The sequence below is a fragment of the Microbacterium gubbeenense DSM 15944 genome (assembly GCF_000422745.1).
Taxonomy (GTDB): Bacteria; Actinomycetota; Actinomycetes; order Actinomycetales; family Microbacteriaceae; genus Microbacterium; species Microbacterium gubbeenense.
Map to the genome: position 1 here is coordinate 198,785 of NZ_KE383914.1, position 18,580 is coordinate 217,364.

Below are 18,580 nucleotides of genomic sequence, written 5' to 3' on the forward strand. Positions count from 1 at the left end.
CTTTCCAGGTGATGATACGAGACAGTTAAAACGTTTCACAAGTTGCGACGGGCCGCGGTTGCCGAATCGTGATCTTTGCGAATGGGAGCGATACGCGACGCCCGCGACCGATCGGTGCTGAACAATGGGAGAGGTACTCAGTGGCGAACAGCCGAAGGAAGGCAAGACCATCTCCCAGACGTCACCAGTTCAGAACGTCATCCGTGCGTCCGTGCCGCCCCCTGTCGCTGCGGCGCCGCTCGAGATGGGCGACGCAGCTGACGCCGTCCACTCGATCCGCGTCACGACCCGATACGTGACGGTCGACGGGCGGCCGTGGATCCCCGTCATGGGCGAATACCATTTCTGCCGCGACCGGCCCGAGCGGTGGGAGCGCGAACTGCGCAAGATGCGCTCCGGCGGCGTCACGGTGCTCGCGACCTACCTGATCTGGAACGCGCACGAGGACGTCGAGGGCGAGATCCGATGGGACGGGCACCGCGACGTGCGCCGATTCGTCGAGCTCGCGGATCGGGCGGGCCTGAAGGTCATGCTGCGGATCGGCCCGTGGGCGCATGGCGAATCGCGCAACGGCGGTTTCCCCGACTGGCTGCAGGAGCTTCCGATCACGCACCGCTCGAACGATCCGGCGTATCTCGCCCATGTCGAGCGCTGGTACCGCGCGATCGAGGAGCAGGTGAGGGGCCTGTTCCACACCCCGGAGAACCCGGCGGGGCCGATCGTCGGCATCCAGGTCGACAACGAGCTGTACGACAACGGGCCGCACCTGGCAACGCTGCGAGATCTCGCCGAGTCCGTCGGCATGCGCGCGAGCCTGTGGACCGCGACCGGATGGGGCGGCGCCGAGCTGCCGCCCGGCCGGGTGCTGCCCGTCTACGCCGGGTACCCCGATGGGTTCTGGGAGGAATCGACGACCGGGTGGCCCGACTTCGGGGCCGCGCACTTCTCCTACAGCACGGTGCGGGACGACTTGACGGTCGGCGCCGATCTGCGCAGCTCGGAGGCCTCATCCGACGGCGCGCTCGGCGCGGACGATCCGTGGCCGTTCGTCACCTGCGAGCTCGGCGGCGGCATGGCGGTCGCGTATCACCGCCGGCCGCTCGTCGACCCCGACGACGTCGCGTCTCTCGCGCTGGCGAAGGTCGGCAGCGGATCGTCGTGGCAGGGCTACTACATGTACCACGGGGGACTGCAGGTCGACGGGCGGGCGTCGTCGCTGCAGGAATCGCAGGCGACCGGATATCCGAACGACGTGCCGGTGCGCGACTACGACTTCTTCGCGCCGCTCGGCACGGTCGGATCGCAGCGGCCGCACTTCCACAAGCTGCGGCAGCAGCACCTGATGCTCGACGCGTTCGGGGCGCAGATCGCCGGCGCGACGACGACGATCCCGGATCCGCGTGAGGGCGGTCCGCGCTGGGCCGTGCGGTCCGACGGTCAGCGGGGCTTCCTCTTCGCGAACAACCATCAACCCGCGATCGCGGCGCTTCCGGGCATCGACGGCGTGCAGTTCGACGTCGAGCTCGAAGGATCCCGCGTGAGGGTCCCCGCGGAACCCGTGACGCTGCCGTCGGGCGCCTATTTCGCCTGGCCGCTGCGGCAGCGGCTCGGCACGCTGGCCGCCGTCACGGCGACCGCCCAGCTCATCACGCAGTTCGACGGCCCGCGCGGCCCGGTCGTGCTGCTCGCCGCGACCACCGGAATCGGCGTCGAGATCCAGGTCGAGAAAGTGCGCGCGGACGACGTCGCGGGGGCGAGTATCGAGGCCCGCGGGGAGACGCTGATCCTGCGCCCCGATTCGGCGCCCGGCATCGGCTGCGAGGTCGAGATCGCAGGCACGACGCTCGTGATCCTCGACCAGGCGACCGCCGAATCCGTGTGGCGCGGCGAGATCGACGGGCGCGACTCGGTCGTGCTCTGGCCCGGAAGCGGGTGGTTCGAGGGCGGATTCCGCGCCGTGCTCGGCGACCGCGAATCATCCATCGACGTCTGGCCGCCGCTGCGGCACACCGAGATGCGGCCGGGAGAGGGGAGCGTGTTCTCGCGGCACGCGGTGCCGGCGGGCGCGCACCTCACGGCGCTCGACGCGCCCGCGTTCGCGTCGCGACCTGCGGCGCCCCTCCGGCACGGCGGATCCGCGGGTCGCCTGTCTGCCCCGACCGACTTCTCCGAGGCGGCCACCCTCTCGCTCGCCGTTCCGCGCGAGGCGTTCGGCGAGGAGTCCACGGTGCTCGCGCTGGATTGGCGGGGCGACGTCATGCGCGTGCACATCGGGGACCAGCTCATCGCCGACCAGTTCTGGTACGGCCGCCCGCTCGAGATCGACCTGCAGCCCTACCGGGACGCGCTCGCGGACGAGCCGCTCACGATCCGGGCGTTCGCGTGGGCGCCGCACACGGGGGTGTACGTGGACTCTCGCGTGCGGCCTGCGTCGGATCAGTCGATCCTCGAGATCCGATCGGCGGTCGTGACGGCCGCGTCGACGCGCGTGTTCACGTAGGGCGCGGTCGCGTCGTGGAATCCCGGACGATGAGCTCGTACGGGATGTCCGCGGCGGGCGGCGGCGGGGCGTCCTCGAGCTCGGACATCAGGAGGTCGACCGCCGTTGCCCCTTGGTGCCGCGGGTACTGCGCGATCGTGGTGAGCCCGAAGAACTCCGCCATGTCGTGGCCGTCGAGGCCGATGATCGACACGTCGCGCGGCACCTCGAGCCCCAGGTCGCGCGCGGCGAGGATCGCGCCGAAGGCCATCTCGTCGCTGGCCGCGAAGAGCGCGGTGGGTCGGTCGGGCGCGCCCAACAGCTGCTTCGCCGCGCGGTAACCGCCCGCCATCGTGAAGTCGGCGTCGACGATCCGCGGCGCCGTGATGCCCGCCGCCTCAGCCGCCGAGACGAACCCGCGCCGCCGCTTGATCGGCAGGTGGAAGTCGGCGTCGCTCGCCTCGTCGCCGCCGATGTGCGCGAGAGACGTGTGGCCGAGCGCGATGAGGTGCTCGGTGGCGAGTCGCGCGGCCTGGTCGTCGTCGATCTGCAGCGTGCGGATCCCCGGGATCGGCCCGCCGACGCCCACGATCGGTTTGCCGAGCGCGTGCAGCCGCGAGACCTCGGGCTCGTCGAGCTCGAGCGACACCGTGATCACGGCATCCACGCGCTGGCGCAGCAGGAATGTCTCGAACACCTCGCGGCGCTCGGTGCCGTCGCCCTCGAGGTTGTAGAGGGTGACGTCGTAGCCCGAGGCCATCAGCTGCTGCTGTGCTCCCGCCAGCACCTGCGTGAAGAACCACCGGTCGAGGAACGGCAGCACGACTCCGACGTTTCGGTTGCGCCCGGACGCGAGGGTCGAGGCCGCCTGCGAGACGACGTAGCCGAGGTCCCGCGCGGCGGCGATGACGCGCTCGCGGGTGCGGGGAGAAACGGATCCGCGCCCCGACAGAGCCCGAGACACGGTCGCATTCGACACGCCCGCGGCGCTCGCGACCTCGGCGATGTTCACGCGCCCATCCTCTCACCCGCCGTCGCCGCACGTTCGCCCCGGTAGGGGGCGGGTCAGCCGACCCAGACGGTGGTGTCGGAGGGCAGTCGGCCGTCCGGCAGCGGGCCGGAGGCGGCCAGCACCCGGCCGGCCGGCAGGTCCACCGGATCCGCCGACACGTTCGCCAGCACCGTCACGTCGCCGTTGCGGAACGACAGAGTCCCGGCGGGCGACTCGAGCCACTCGAGACCTCCCTTACCGAGGCCTCGCTCGCGGCGCAGCCGCAGCAGCGCGCGGTACAGCTCGAGCGTCGAACCGTCGATGCCGGCCTGCGCGTCGCGGGCGTACGCGGCCCAGGAATCGGGCTGCGGCAGCCACGACGCGCCCGTTTCGCTGAACCCGAAGGCCGGGGAAGCGGCCGACCACGGGATCGGCACGCGACAGCCGTCGCGGCCGTACCGCTCGCCGTTCGTGCGGAACCACGTGGGATCCTGGCGCGCGTCGTCCGGGATATCGATGACCTCGGGCAGTCCGAGCTCCTCGCCCTGGTAGATGTACGCCGATCCGGGCAGCGCCAGCATGACGGCGGTCGCGGCGTTCCCGCGCCGGAGCGCGAACGCGGTGTCGGGGATCCCCAACGACGTCGGGCCGATGCCGTGGCCCTGGGGCGATTCGTCGCCGAGCGCGAGGCGCGTGGCGTGCCGGATCACATCGTGGTTCGACAGCACCCAGGTCGACGGGGCGCCGACGGCGCCGAACGCGGCGAGCGAATCGTCGATGACGCCGCGCAGGCCGTCCGCGTCCCACTCGCTCATGAGGTACGAGAAGTTGAAGGCCTGGTGCATCTCGTCCGGGCGCACCCACTTCGCGATCTCGCCGACCGTCGGCATCCAGGCCTCGGCGCACAGCACGCGGTCGCCCTCGTACTCGCCGAGCACGGCGTGCCACTCGCGGTAGACGTCGTGCACGCCGTCCTGGCCCCAGTACGGCACGGGCTCGGCGCCGCCCATCGAATCGGCGTCCTCCGGCGGGGTGTAGTCGGGCAGGCCGTCGGCCTTCACGAGCCCGTGTGCGACGTCGACGCGGAACCCATCGGCGCCGCGGTCGAGCCAGAAGCGCAGGGTGGTGCGGAAGTCGGCCCGGACCTCGTCGTTCGACCAGTCGAAGTCGGGTTGCGAAGCGTCGAACAGGTGCAGGTACCACTGGCCATCGGCGACGCGGGTCCACGCCGGACCGCCGAACACCGACTGCCAGTTGTTCGGCGGCTGATCGCCGTCGCCCTCGCGGAACATGTACCGGCCGCGGGCGGCGGATCCGGGCTCTGAGGCGAGCGCCTCCTGGAACCAGGGGTGCTGGTCGGAGGAGTGGTTCGGCACGAGGTCGACGATCACGCGCAGGTCGAGCCCGTGCGCGCGGGCGATCAGCGCGTCGAAGTCGTCGAGCGTGCCGAACAGCGGATCCACGTCGCGGTAGTCACTGACGTCGTATCCGGCGTCCTTCTGCGGCGAGGTCATGAACGGCGAGAGCCACACGACGTCGATGCCGAGGTCGCGCAGATGGTCGAGCCGCGAGGTGATCCCTGCGAGGTCGCCGACGCCGTCTCCGGACGCGTCCGCGAAGGAGCGCGGGTAGACCTGATAGATCACGGCGGAGCGCCACCATTCGTTCGTCATGCTCAGAAGCGTAGGGGATCGTGCCCCAAGTTGGAAACGCTTGCAACAACGGAAACCGTCTTGCGTGATGAATTCCTTTATCGAACCTCGTTGTCGCCTCGGTCGTGCTGATCGATTCCGACGTGCAGACGCTCGCGGTCGAGCTCACGAAGCTCGTATCGAATCCGTGCTATGCCGATTCGGGATCCCTCTACACTGGCGCGCTCGCGGTGCTCCCGCGCACGATGAACTCGACGTCGGGTAGGTTGACGACGGCGGCCTCGCGGTGCTCGACCATCGCGACGAGCGACTCGGCTGCGGCGGCGCCCCATGTCACGACGTCCTGCTTCACCGTCGTCAGGGATGGTGCGACGAACGGGGCGAGGGGCACATCGTCGAATCCGACGACCGAGAGATCCTCGGGCACGCGCAGTCCCCGGCTCGTCGCGGCGGCCACGCCCGCGATCGCCATCAGATCGTTGGCGTAGACGATGGCGGTGGGGCGCTCGGGAAGGTCGAGGAGCTCGTGCGTGGCTCGCGTCCCGCCGGCGCCTGTGAAATCCGATGCGGCGACCGGCCCCAGGGGGAGTCCCAGCTCGGCGAGCGAGTTCTGCCAGGCCTGCTGTCGAAGCCCCGAGTGCACGTAGGCGCTCGGTCCGGCCACGTGCCCGATCCGCCGGTGGCCGAGCGCTGCGAGGTGGTGGACGGCGCGGCGGATGCCCACGCCGTCATCCATGCCGACCGCCGTGATGCCTTCCACGGGAGGCGCGACGATCACAGCCGCCAGGCCGAGCTCGTGCAGCCGCTCAGGGCGGTCGTCGGCGACGCGCATATCCGTGAGGAATACGCCCTCCACCCGCGACTCGCGCGCGAACCGCTCGTAGGCGGCCGCCTCGGCCGCGTCGTCCGCCACGACCTGCAGCAGCAGCGCGTATCCGCGCGCGGACAGCCCCGTCTCGACGCCCGCGACGAACTGCGGGAAGAACGGATCGGTGCTGAGCAGTTCAGGCGCACGGCGGATGACGAGCCCCATCGTCTGGCTGCGGCTCTGCGAGAGAGCGCGCGCCCGGGCGCTCGGGCGCCAGCCGAGGTCGTCGGCAGCGCGGAGAATCCGCTCGCGTACGACGACGCTCACTCCCGGACGGTCGTTGAACACGAACGAGACTGCGCTCTTGGATACGCCCGCCCGCTCTGCGACATCGCCGATTGTCGGGCGCCGCCCGGTTGCCGCCTGTGGCGTGCCACCAGGGGAGGAAACATCATTGGTCATGACCCGAGTCTAGCGTAGGTTTAGCGAAAGTTTAGTACACGTAGTGGCTAAAAATAGGCGATATGGCGCAAAAACGCGATCTCGTTGACACGCTGCGGATCAACCGGTTTAATAATGGGTGAGCCGGCGGTCCCGATCGTGGGATCCGCTCGGTGCATTCACCACCGTGGGCAGAGGTGCCCGAGAAGGAGGACGACACAATGAGGCGTCACACACAGATCGCATCGGTCGCAGCACTGGGGCTGTTGGCCCTGCCGCTCGCGTCCTGCGGTGCGAGCGGCGACGAGGGCGGCGACCAGGGCGGAGCGTCCGCGAGCGGTCCGATCGAGATCTGGTACTCGACGAACGAGCAGGAGATCGCCTGGGGTGAGAAAGTGGTCGAGGCCTGGAACGCCGAGCACCCCGACGAGGAGGTGACGGCGCAGGCGATCCCCGCGGGCAGCTCGTCGGAGGACGTGATCGCCGCTTCGATCACCGCCGGCAACACTCCGTGCCTCGTGTTCAACACTGCACCGGCCGCCGTTCCCGCGTTCCAGAAGCAGGGCGGGCTCGTCAACCTGTCGCAGACGTTCGATGACGCGGAGCAGTTCATCACGGAGCGCTCAGGCGAGGCCGCCGATGGGTTCCGCAGCACCGACGGCGATCTCTACCAGCTGCCGTGGAAGACCAACCCCTTCATGCTGTACTACAACAAGGACGTCTTCGCCGAGGCCGGTCTCGATGCCGAGGATCCGCAGCTCGAGACCTACGACGACGTGCTCGCCGCCGCGGAGGCCATCTCGGAATCGGGCGCCGCCGACTACGCGCTCTATCCGCCCGCGACTGCCGACTACACGAACATCAACTTCGACTTCTACCCGTTCTTCCTCGCTAACTCCGGAGGCACTCAGATCATCGAGGACGACGCCTCGACGTTCACGAGCGACGCGGGTCTCGAGACGCTCGAGTTCTGGCAGACGCTCTACGCCGAGGGATACGCGTCGGCCGAGGCGTACAGCGGCGACATGTGGGCCGGACCGTTCGCGGATGGCGTGGCCGCGATGGGCGTCGCGGGACCGTGGGGCAAGGCGCAGTTCGACGGCAAGGTTGACCATGGCGTTGTTCCCTTGCCGACAGCGGCGGGCACGCCCGCGGACGAGACGGCGACGTTCGCCGACTCCAAGAACATCGGCCTGTACAGCTCCTGCACCAACCAGCAGACGGCGTGGGACTTCCTGAAGTTCGCGACGAACGACGAGAACGACCTCGCCCTGCTCGAGGAGACGGGCCAGTTCCCGACCCGCGACGACGCCGCCGAGCTCGCTGCCGACTACCTCGCAGAGGAGCCCTTCTTCGAGCCGTTCTCGACGGCGGTCCCGCTCGCCGTGGACGTGCCGACCGTCGACGGGGTCGCCGAGAAGATGCAGGTGTTCCGCGATGCGTGGAGCGAGAACGTGCAGTCGGGATCCGGTGATCTCGCGACCGCCTTCGAGGAGGCCGCCGCGACCATCGATGGCATTTCGGGCTGACATTGAGGACGATCCGCACATGAGCACCCTCGAGACTGAGCGCCGCGCGCCGCGGGAAGGCCGCACAGCCGCCCCGCGCCGCGGGCGCCGCTTGCAGCGGTTCTTCGGCGAGAGCCCCCTCGGACTGCTGCTGAGCAGCCCGTACATCGCCTTCGTCGTCGTCGTCTTCCTCATCCCGTTCGGCTTCGGGATCTGGATGTCGTTTCACGACTTCTTCTTCACGGCACCGGGCGTGCAGGTCGAGCATCCCTTCGTCGGCTTCGAGAACTTCGCGACGATCCTCGCCGATCCGCAGGTGCGGCAGGCGTTCGGGAACCTGGGGCTGTTCCTCGTCATCAACGTGCCGCTGACGGTCGTCCTTGCCTTGGTCTTCGCGTTGGGGCTCGATGCCGTCGTGCACTGGAAGGGCTTCTTCCGCGTCTCGTACTACATCCCCTACGTCACGGCCTCCGTCGCGACGCTCACGGTGTGGATCTTCATGTTCAACGGCCCGGGCGTCGTGAACCAACTGCTCGGCTCCCTCGCACCGGATCCGACCTGGCTCGCGAATCAAGGGATGATCATGCCGCTCATCGCCGTGTACGTCACGTGGAAGAACCTCGGGTTCTTCATCCTGCTCTACCTGGCCGCGCTGCAGAACGTGCCGGGGGAGCTGCATGAGGCGGCCGAGATGGACGGCGCCGGGCCCTGGCAGCGTTTTCGCGCAGTCACGCTCCCCGCTGTGCGACCCGTCACGTCGCTCGTGGTGCTGCTGTCGATCATCACGACCGGGCAGATCTTCACGGAGCCGTACCTGCTCACGGGCGGTGGGCCGAACGGCGCGTCGATGACGCCCGCGCTGCTCGTCTATCAGAAGGGCATCCAGCAGGGTCAGCCCGATATCGCTGCGGCGATCGGCATGATCCTCGTCATCGTCGTCATGGTGATCTCGCTCCTGTCCCGGCGCCTGACGGAAGGGAAGAAGTCATGAGTGAGACCACATCTCTCGTCCACCCGACCGAGAAGGCGACGACGCGGGCGCAGGCGCGCACGCGCGCACGCCGCGGGTCTCGGGTGATGGCGGCTCTGCGGTTCGCAATGCTGGGCATCGGTGCGATCCTGTCGCTTCTGCCGTTCTACTACATGGTCATCGGCGCGCTGCAGAAGGAGCGCGACACGAGCTTCCTGGGGCTGCTCCCGCTGCCGGGGAACCTCACCCTGAGTAACCTCATCGGCGTCAACGAGTCCCTCAACCTGCTGCAGGCGCTCACGAGCTCGCTCATCATGACAGCGGGCGTCCTCGGATGCACGCTCGTGTTCGGGCTGCTCGTCGGCTATGCGCTGTCGGTCCTGCAGTTCCGCGGACAGGGCATCGTCTTTGCGCTCGTCCTGCTTGTGCAGGCGATTCCGTTCCAACTCCTGATGGTGCCTCTGTACGTCATGGTCGTGCGATACTTCGGCCTCGCGGACACCTACGTGGGAATGATTCTGCCGTTCGCGGTCAACTCGGTTGCGGTCCTCATCTTCCGGCAGTACTTCCTGCAGATCCCCCGCGACGTCTTCGACGCGGCCCGCATCGATGGCGCGAGCGAGCTGCGGATCCTGCGCTCGATCGCCGTCCCGCTTGTGCGCCCCGCGATTCTCACGGCGATGCTCGTGACGTTCATCGGCCCCTGGAACGAGTTCCTCTGGCCGTTCCTCGTGACGAAGGACGCCTCGATGCAGCCTCTTGCGGTCGCGCTCGCGAACTTCTCGCAGGCGAACTCGACCTTCCAGGACAACCCGATGGGCGCGGTCCTCGCCGGTGCCTGCGTGCTCGCGATCCCGGCGGTCGTCCTTTTCCTGCTGTTCCAGCGCCACTTCACCTCCGCCAACCTCGGATCCGCCATCAAAGGCTGATCCTCGTGCTTCTTCCCACCTGCTCGATCCAAGGACAACATTCGTGAACCCGACCCATACCGCTGCCGCCGTGCCCTACGCGCTTCGTCGCCTCTCGACGATCATGGTGCCCGAGGAGGGCAACCCTCTCGAGAAGGAGGGCGTGCTGAACCCTGCGACCGCGTGGGGGGCCGATGGTGAGCTCTATCTCTTCCCGCGGCTTGTCGCGGACGGCAACGTCTCGCGCGTCGGCCGCGCCCGTGTCGTCATCGAGAACGGCGAGCCCGTGGGCGTCGAACGTCTTGGCGTTGTACTCTCGCCCGACGAGGGGTGGGAGCACGGGGCGCGCAACGCGGGGGTCGAGGATCCGCGGATCACGTTCGTCGAGCCGCTCGGCCTGCATGTTATGACCTATATCGCCTATGGTCCGCTGGGCCCGAAGCCCGCGCTCGCCGTCTCCGACGACACCGTCACGTGGCGCCGGCTCGGGCCCGTGCGCTTCGCATATCAGCCCGAGCTCGACACCGACCTGAACCTCTTTCCGAACAAGGACATCGTTTTCTTCCCGGAGGCCGTCGCGGGACCCGACGGGCGACTTGCGCTCGCGATTCTCCATCGCCCCATGTGGGACCTGGACTGGCTGCGCCCGGGAGAAGGCGCCCCGACCCCCGCGGGTATCGACGACGACCGTCCCGCGATCTGGATCGGGTACGTAGACCTCGAGGCCGCGCGGAACGACCCGTCGGCGCTCGTCGTCGTCGAGCACTCGTCCCTGCTCGCTGGGTCCGAGTATCCGTTCGAGGAATCGAAGGTCGGCGGCGGCCCGGCACCCCTGCGCGTGCCCGAGGGGTGGCTGGTCCTGCATCACGGTGTGACGGGCGCCGACACGAAGGGCTTCGAGCTCGCGCACGGGGCGCGATACACGGCGGGTGCACTGCTGCTCGACGCGGAGGATCCGCGCCGTGTGCTCGCGCGCACGCCCGAGCCGCTCCTCGTCCCCGAGACGAGCGACGAGCTCACGGGCACGCTCGGAAACGTGGTGTTCCCCACGGCGATCGAGGAGATCGGCGGTCGCCGCTTTGTGTTCTACGGCATGGCCGATTCGAAGATCGGCGTCGCGGAGCTGACGCGGACCGATCCCTGAGGACCCCGCCGCGCGGCGACGCGCTGTGGTTCCACCCCTACGACGAGGTACCGGAGGAGAACGATGAGACACACCTTTCCCACAGCCCGACGCATAAGCGCCGGCGTTGTCGTCGCGGGGCTCGCGACGGCCTGCATGGCCGCCGCCCCCGCGGCGGCGGCCACCGGCGAGGCGCCTTCTGCGACGACCGAGGACCTCGCGGACGACACCGCGACCCAGCAGCGGTGGTTGTCGGTGCCGAACTCGCGGATCGTCCTCAACCCGTTCGACACGGATCGCGAGGGAACCGAGCTCGATCAGACTTCCGGGCCGAACCTTCCCCTCCACCTCGGCTACTACGCGAGCGACGAGGCACTGCAGCAGCGGAACCTGCTCGAGACGTACGCGGTCTCGGGGGAGCGGCCGGAGGGAGCCGGATACCGTCAGGCGCTCGCGGATCCGTTCGACGACGCTTCTGCCTGGGACGCGAGCGGGGTGACCACGGAGTCCGACGCCGGCATCACGAGCGTGACGGTCGACAGCGACCGCGAATGGGGGCACATCGCCCGCACCGTCGACGTGGACGACGTCAGCGACACGCGCTACCTCACGGTCGATATCGCCGCCATCGGCGAAGACACGTCCTGGAACGTGAAGATCGCGGACGAGGACGGCAAGGATCTCCCTGACCTGCAGCCCGACTCGGCGGAGGCGGGCCAGGCGAGGTTCGACCTTGCCGAGGCGTACGCGTGGGACCACGGGCCGCGCACGCTCACGATCAAGATCTACGCGGTGAGCGCGGAGGGAACCACCGGATCCGTCGACGTGCGCTCGCTGTCGCTCGACAACGGCGCCGAACAGCTCTGGGATGGCGATGACAGCGCCCTCGTCGAGGACTTCGCGGATGCCGAGAGCTGGGAGCCGGCCGCCGGCAACGGCAGGTCGGCGATGCTCACGTCCGACGGCGCGCAGGGGACGCTCCGCCTCGGCGACGACAACGTCGGAGCGATCGAGCGGGAGGTCACGGTCGATGTCGACAAGACGCCGTTCTTGTCGGTGCGCGTCCCCGAGACCTCGGACGAATGGACCGTCAAGGTTCGCACCGCGGACGGAAGCGACATCGGGCTGCAGGATGACACCTCCCGTACGGGACTCACCACGATCGACCTCGCGGAGGTCACGGGGTGGAGCGGCGAGCAGACGTTTTACGTGAAGCTCTTCCACATCGGAGCCGGCGGACACACGGCGTTCGAGGCCCTCGCATTCCACGCGGGCGGTGACTGGCTCGAGGAGGCGGTGTCGTTCGACAACCGGTGGTCACCCGAGGCGCTCGAATCGACGGGCGAGTATGCCGATGGCGGGAGTGTCGGCATCGTCGATGCGTTCTCCGGCGAGGACGCATTCTCGCGCACGATCGACGCGACGACCGACGGCCTCGCGCTCGCCGGATCCTTCACAGGGGTGGCGTCGTGGGATCCGGAGGCCGCACTCCTCACGGTGGTGGACGAGTTCCACACCTACTCGATCGCGATGCCGGACGACACCGACCTGCGCTTCGGAGCCTCCGTCGCCGAGCTGTCGGCCACGACGGGCGAGGAACAACCCTTTGCGGGCGCCGGCGCCTGGGCGGCAGAGGTGCCGACGGGCGAGTCGACCGTGGGCGTGGGTATCGCGCCGAACGCTCCCGAGGTGACGGAGGACGCGGCGGCCGCCTCGCGAGACCGGGCGCTCATCGCGGCTCAGGATCCCGAGGGCGGACGAGCCGCCTGGGAGGAGTTCTGGAACCACTACCTCGGCGGCGTTCCGCTGGTCGACGACCTCTCGGTGCAACGCGTCGCGGACGGCGGGGTGACCGAGGACGAGATGCGTCACTTCTGGTTCGCAGCGTGGATCAATCTCGAGATGAACGTACTGCCGGCGACGCCCGAGACGGGCAACGCGTTCGCCCAGCTCGGCACGGGCAAGCCATCGATGTGGATGAACGGCACGCCGGGCACGAAGAATGTCGCGAGCTGGGACTCGCTGCTCGGCATGCAGCAGCTCGTGCACGTGGATCCCGAGAACGCCTGGGAGTCGTTCCAGGGCATGATGGCGCTCGTCGAGGACGGACCGGAAGCGACAGCGCCGACTGAGACTCAGTACGGTGCGCTCGGCGAGCTCGGCGGCGAGTCGCTCCCGTCCCGAAAGGCGCAGACCGCGTGGATCCTCTATTCCGCGACCGGTGACGAGGAGAAGCTCGAGAGTATCTACGAGCCGCTCGCCCTCCACCTGAACTGGGAGCGATACAACATGCGCTGGGTTCTCGGCGAGAACAACCACTTCGACGAGCGCGACAGCGAGTTCGTCACCTCGCTCGCCTACGACCTCGAGTTCGCGATCAAGATCGCAGAGAAACTCGGGCACGACGAGGACATCGCGGAGTACGAGGCACTGATCTCGGAGATCAGCGACAGCTACTCCAAGTGGTTCTACCCCACGGGCGCCGACCAGGATGGCAAAGTGTGGGACACCGTGCAAAAGGTCTACCTCGATGCTTCACGCGAGGAGGTTCCGTTCGCCGACGACACTGAGGGCGAACCCTTCCGCAATGAGGACGGCCAGTGGGTGCGCCCCGGGTTTTCGTTCTACACGTCGACTGCTTTCGTCATGGATCAGCTCGCGGACGAGTCGAAGGTCCAGACGATGGATCGCTTCTTGGACGACTACGACGAGAACGCACAGCTCGCCGGCCTCGGCGACTTCGCGGTCAAGGCGCCCGATATCCAGCTCATCACCTATGGCCTGCTCGACATGGACCCGATCGACGGATCCGCGGAGCCCGTGCTGCGCGATCGCGCGACGGTGCTCGTGAACACATTCATGCGCGATGTGGTGCGCAGCGGCTGGTTCGCCGAGGTGTACTACGCGGCCGGTGAGCCGGGCGATCCCGTGGGCGCCCGCGGCGTGCGCCCCTCGCTGTTCGGCGTGTCGAACTACATCGACTTCATGCTCATGGCGAACGGCGTGCGCACCGACGAGGGCGACCCGACGTTCGTGCGGCTCGCCGGCGCGACGGGCGGAGTGTCGGGGCTCACGTACGGGGGCGAGGCGCTCGACGTCGACATCGACGAAGGCACCATCCGGTTCTCCGGCCCCGCCGCCGCGGGCGCGTGCGATGCGATCGACATCGACGAGGGGCAGACCGTGACATGGGCCGACGACTGCGTCGCCGAGGCCGAGCCCGAGGAGCCCGGAGAAGAAGCCGACCCCGGCCAGGGTGAGGAGCCGGGCGAAGACACGGATCCCGGTCAAGGCGCCGGCCCGGGTGAAGAAGCCGACCCTGCCCAGGGCGGCGACGACGGTGATGCCGACGCATCGGGAACGGGTGCGGAAGGATCCGGCGACGCGTCCGCCGACGGCGGGTCAGACGGCGCCGCGGCGCTTCCCGCGACGGGCACGGAGGGAACAGGGTCCACGATCGCCGCGCTGATCGCCCTCGCGCTCGCGGGGGCGGGCGTCGCCCTGTTGCGCCGCCGCACGGTTCGCCAGTAGCGGCATACCGCCCGACGAGGGCACCTTCGAGTCTGCTGGGCCAGGAGCCCAGCTTCCTGCCCGGCAGACTCGAATCAGATATGCGTACGCAATGCGCACTCGATCGGGCAGGATAGGGAGCACACTGACGAAGGGGGAATCTTATGTTCGGTCGTCGATCCGCGCCGCCGCGTCCCATCGCACCACCCGTGCCCGTTCGCGCCGTGCAAAGCCCGTGGCGTGATGGCCTTGGCCTGCTCGCCATCAGATCCGTTCAGATTATCGCGGTCGTCGTGCTCGCGGCGGGCGTCATCTGGGGTCTGCGCACGCTGACGGTCGTCGTGATCCCGGTGCTGCTCGCGATTGTGTTCGCGTCGGCGTTCGAGCCCGTCATGAAGTGGTTGCGCGCGCGCATGCCCTCCGTGCTCGCGACAGTGATTGTGCTGCTCGGAATCGTCGTCGTCATCGGCGGCGTCGCCTGGACGATGGTGCGGGCGGTGATGTCGCAGTGGTCCGACCTGTACGACAGCGCTGTCGCCGGCGTGAACCAGGTGATCGAGTGGGTCAATCAGCTTCCCTTCGCGCAGAACCAGGCCCAGATCGACGAGTGGTGGGCCTCGATCCAGGACTTCATCGGCGGATCGAGCATCGGATCCACGATCGGGTCCGGCGCGGTCGCCGGCGTGGGCGCCGTCGCGAGCTTCGTGACCGGGCTCGTGCTCATGGTCGTCGTGCTGTTCTTCTTCCTGAAGGACGGGCCGGTGATCTGGGGATTCCTGCTGCGCCCCTTCCGCGGCGAGTGGTTCGACCGCATGGAGCGCATCGGTACGAAGAGCGTGAACACGCTCGGCGCCTATGTGCGCGGCACGGCGGCGGTCGCCGCGGTCGATGCGATCGGTATCGGGCTCGGTCTGTTCATCCTCGACATCCCGCTGGCGTTCCCGCTGACGCTGCTGGTGTTCCTGCTGGCGTTCATCCCGATCGTGGGTGCGACGCTGGCCGGGATCCTCGCCGCGCTGCTCGCGCTCGTCGACGGCGGGTGGATGGACAACGGACTGCTCGCAGCGATCATCGTCGTCGCGATCGTGGTCGTCGTCAACCAGCTCGAGGGCAACTTCCTGCAGCCCGTGCTCATGGGCCGCGCGCTGAAGCTGCACAGCCTCGTCATCCTCGTCGCGCTGGTCATCGGCACGTCGGTGGCGTCGATCCTCGGCGCGATCCTGTCGGTGCCGATCACCGCGGTGGTGTGGGGTATCGTCCAGGTCTGGGACGGCGAGAACCTCCCGGCCCGCTGGGCACGAAAGAAGCCGGTCCGGGCATAACCCCCGCGCCCTAATTCTTCATTTCTGGCACTTTTCCGCGTGCATTTGCACGCAGAAAAGTGCCAGAAATGAAGGTTCGTCGGGGTGGTGGGGGGGTTATGCGCCCAGCACCGCGGCGACGATGGCTCGGGCCTCGTCCTGCACCTGGGCGAGGTGGGCGTCGCCCTTCAGGCTCTCGGCGTAGAGCTTGTAGACGTCCTCGGTTCCGCTCGGGCGTGCGGCGAACCACGCGAACTCGGTCTGCACCTTGAGCCCGCCGATCGCCGCGCCGTTGCCCGGCGCGTGCGACAGCTTCGCCGTGATCGGATCCCCCGCGAGGGTGTCGGCGGAGACGTCAGACGGCGACAGCGACCCCAGGGCCGCCTTCTGCTCGGGCGTCGCCGGCGCATCGACGCGCTGGTACGTGCTCGCCCCGAACTGGGCCTCGAGCTCGGCGTACCGCGCGGACGGCGTCTTGCCGGTCACCGCGATGATCTCGGCGGCCAGCAGGCACAGGATGATGCCGTCCTTGTCGGTCGTCCACACGCCGCCGTCGCGGCGGAGGAACGAGGCGCCGGCGGATTCCTCGCCGCCGAAGGCGACGGATCCGTCGATCAGGCCGGGAACGAACCACTTGAAGCCCACCGGAACCTCGACGAGCCGGCGGCCGAGCGCCTCGACCACGCGGTCGATCACCATCGACGAGACGAGCGTCTTGCCGACGGCGGCGCCCTCGCTCCAGCCGGGGCGGTGCGAGAACAGGTAGTCGATCGCGACCGCGAGGAAGTGGTTCGGGTTCATCAGACCCGCATCAGGCGTGACGATGCCGTGCCGATCCGCGTCGGCGTCGTTGCCCGTGAGCACGTCGAACTGGTCGCGCTTGGCGACGAGCGACGCCATCGCGGACGGCGACGACGGATCCATGCGGATCTTCTCGTCCCAGTCGAGCGTCATGAAGCGCCACGTGGGATCCACGTCGGGATTCACGACGGTGAGGTCGAGTCCGTAAGTATCGGCGATCAGCTGCCAGTACTCGACGGACGCGCCCCCGAGCGGATCCGCGCCGATGCGCACGCCCGCGTCCTTGATCGCCTCGAGGTCGATCACGTTCGTCAGATCGGCGACGTACGCGGCCCGGAAGTCGTAGGTCGCGACCGTGTCTTCGTCGAGGTCGGCGTGGCGCACGCGCTTGACGCCCTCGAGCCCCGCGGCCATCAGCTCGTTCGCGCGGTCGGCGATCCAGCTCGTGGCATCGGTGTCGGCCGGCCCGCCGTGCGGGGGGTTGTACTTGAATCCGCCGTCGCGCGGCGGGTTGTGGCTCGGGGTGGCGACGACGCCGTCAGCGCGCGAGGGGTCATCGCCGGACTTGCCGGCGTTGTGGGCGAGGATCGCGTGGCTGAGCGCCGGAGTCGGCACCCACGAGTCGCGCGCGTCGATGCGCACGTCGACGCCGTTCGCGACCAGCACCTCGATCGCGGTGTGCTCGGCCGGAAGCGACAGCGCGTGCGTGTCGCGCCCGAGGAACAGCGGTCCGCGGATCCCCTGGCGCTCTCGGTACTCGACGATCGCCTGCGTCGTGGCGAGGATGTGGTTCTCGTTGAAGCTGGCGCTGAGGCTGGATCCGCGGTGCCCGCTCGTGCCGAACGCCACGCGCTCGGCGGGAACCGCCGGATCCGGGTGGCGATCGTAGTACGCCGAGATCAGTGCATCGATGTCGACGAGATCCTGGGGCTCTGCGGGAAGTCCTGCGCGGCTGCTCATGACCTAATTCTGCCAGCGTCGGCGCGACTCTTCGAGCAGTACGACGGCACATTGTGAACCGATGCTCGGAATCAGCGCTCGGTAGCGCCGAATATGTGCGATCTGCCGTAGTTGTGCAGCCGCGTAATCTGGAGGCATGAGCCACGAGTCCGCCGCACCCCGCACCTACAGCTATCTCGGGCCCGCGGGCACCTTTACGGAGGCGGCGCTCGCGCAGGTCGACGAGGCGCGCGGACAGGTGTGGAAGCCGGTCTCGAACGTGGCGCAGGCGCTGGCGGACGTGCAGTCGGGCGAGAGCCACGGCGCCATGATCGCGATCGAGAACACCGTCGAGGGCGGCGTCTCGAGCGCGCAGGACGCCCTCGCGAACACCCCCGGCCTGCGCATCGTGGGCGAGTACCTCGTGCCGGTGGCGTTCGTCGTCGTCGGCCCCCGCGGATCCTCGCTCGCGGACGTCACGGGCATCGCCGCGCACCCGGTGGCGTACGCGCAGTGCCTCGACTGGCTGGGAGAGTTCATCCCGGGCCACAGCCTCGTCGTCGCCGGCAGCAACGTGGCCAGCGCGATCGGCGTGCTCGACGGATCCCTGCCCGCGCACGCAGCGATCGCGGCGCCCGGCGTCGTCGACCACTACGACGTCGAGGTGCTGGCCGAGAACATCGGCGACAACCCCGACGCCGTCACGCGCTTCGTGCTCGTCACGCGCACGGTCGCACCGCCCGAGCGCACGGGCGCCGACAAGACCTCGCTCATCGTCGAGCTTCCGCGCGAGGCCCCGGGCGGGCTCGTGGATCTGCTCGAGCAGTTCGCGACGCGAGGCATCAACCTGAGCCTGATCCAGTCGCGCCCGATCGGCGACCGGCTCGGCCGCTATCGCTTCGTCATCGACGCCGACGGGCACATCGAGGATGAGCGCATGGCCGACGCGCTCATGGGACTCAAGCGGTTCAGCCCGCACGTGATGTACCTCGGCTCGTACCCGCGCGCGGATCGTGTGACCGTCGCGCACGGCGACCGCTACACGGACGCCAGCTTCGCCGACGCGCGCGACTGGCTGCGCGGGCTGCTGTCGGGCATCGACGACTGAACCCGTGATCGGGAGCGCCGCGCCGCGCGCTTAGCCTCTGA

General features: G+C 68.8%; 12 protein-coding genes. 8 read left to right on the forward strand and 4 right to left on the reverse strand.

The window, feature by feature from the left end; genetic code table 11:
- Positions 1 to 211: 211 nt before the first annotated feature.
- On the forward strand, positions 212 to 2,500 hold the full coding sequence (locus G510_RS17220) for a beta-galactosidase (RefSeq protein ID WP_211219210.1): 2,289 nt from the start codon (positions 212 to 214) through the stop codon (positions 2,498 to 2,500).
- Here the strand turns inward: G510_RS17220 and G510_RS0114310 are convergent.
- The 3 genes from G510_RS0114310 to G510_RS0114320 form a co-directional block, all read right to left on the reverse strand.
- The gene (locus G510_RS0114310) at positions 2,493 to 3,491 is read right to left on the reverse strand and encodes a LacI family DNA-binding transcriptional regulator (protein ID WP_029154164.1); all 999 of its coding nucleotides are present in this window, start codon (positions 3,489 to 3,491) and stop codon (positions 2,493 to 2,495) included. The two genes, G510_RS17220 and G510_RS0114310, sit on opposite strands and share 8 nt — an antisense overlap.
- A gap of 53 nt (positions 3,492 to 3,544) precedes the next feature.
- Entirely contained in the window at positions 3,545 to 5,143 is a 1,599-nt protein-coding gene (locus G510_RS0114315; protein ID WP_036323605.1) for a glycoside hydrolase family 13 protein, read from the reverse strand.
- Positions 5,144 to 5,333: 190 nt separating this feature from the next.
- A complete protein-coding gene (locus G510_RS0114320) occupies positions 5,334 to 6,392 on the reverse strand; it encodes a LacI family DNA-binding transcriptional regulator (RefSeq protein ID WP_051216804.1) in 1,059 nt (352 codons plus the stop codon).
- Between the two features lie 200 nt (positions 6,393 to 6,592).
- Between G510_RS0114320 and G510_RS0114325 the strand changes: the two genes are divergently transcribed.
- The 6 genes from G510_RS0114325 (at position 6,593) to G510_RS0114350 (ending at position 15,712) form a co-directional block, all read left to right on the forward strand.
- The gene (locus tag G510_RS0114325; RefSeq protein ID WP_029154167.1) at positions 6,593 to 7,900 is read left to right on the forward strand and encodes an ABC transporter substrate-binding protein; all 1,308 of its coding nucleotides are present in this window, start codon (positions 6,593 to 6,595) and stop codon (positions 7,898 to 7,900) included.
- 19 nt (positions 7,901 to 7,919) lie between these two features.
- Positions 7,920 to 8,870, forward strand: coding sequence for a carbohydrate ABC transporter permease (locus G510_RS0114330; protein ID WP_029154168.1), 951 nt, complete (start codon positions 7,920 to 7,922; stop codon positions 8,868 to 8,870).
- 86 nt (positions 8,871 to 8,956) lie between these two features.
- A complete protein-coding gene (locus G510_RS0114335) occupies positions 8,957 to 9,778 on the forward strand; it encodes a carbohydrate ABC transporter permease (RefSeq protein ID WP_036323721.1) in 822 nt (273 codons plus the stop codon).
- 43 nt (positions 9,779 to 9,821) lie between these two features.
- Positions 9,822 to 10,901: a glycoside hydrolase family 130 protein gene (locus tag G510_RS0114340; protein ID WP_029154170.1), complete on the forward strand. Its 1,080-nt coding sequence runs from the start codon at positions 9,822 to 9,824 to the stop codon at positions 10,899 to 10,901.
- Between the two features lie 63 nt (positions 10,902 to 10,964).
- Positions 10,965 to 14,411, forward strand: coding sequence for an LPXTG cell wall anchor domain-containing protein (locus G510_RS0114345; protein ID WP_157560720.1), 3,447 nt, complete (start codon positions 10,965 to 10,967; stop codon positions 14,409 to 14,411).
- 143 nt (positions 14,412 to 14,554) lie between these two features.
- Entirely contained in the window at positions 14,555 to 15,712 is a 1,158-nt protein-coding gene (locus tag G510_RS0114350; RefSeq protein WP_029154172.1) for an AI-2E family transporter, read from the forward strand.
- Between the two features lie 96 nt (positions 15,713 to 15,808).
- On the opposite strand, the gene pgm is transcribed toward G510_RS0114350, so the two are convergent.
- Complete coding sequence (pgm, locus tag G510_RS0114355) at positions 15,809 to 17,452, reverse strand: phosphoglucomutase (alpha-D-glucose-1,6-bisphosphate-dependent) (RefSeq protein ID WP_029154173.1); 1,644 nt, start codon at positions 17,450 to 17,452, stop codon at positions 15,809 to 15,811.
- Positions 17,453 to 17,588: 136 nt separating this feature from the next.
- Here pgm and pheA point away from each other — a divergent pair, with 136 nt between their 5' ends.
- Positions 17,589 to 18,539, forward strand: a complete 951-nt coding sequence (pheA, locus tag G510_RS0114360) for a prephenate dehydratase (RefSeq protein ID WP_029154174.1) — start codon at positions 17,589 to 17,591, stop codon at positions 18,537 to 18,539.
- The last annotated feature ends 41 nt before the right edge of the window (positions 18,540 to 18,580 follow it).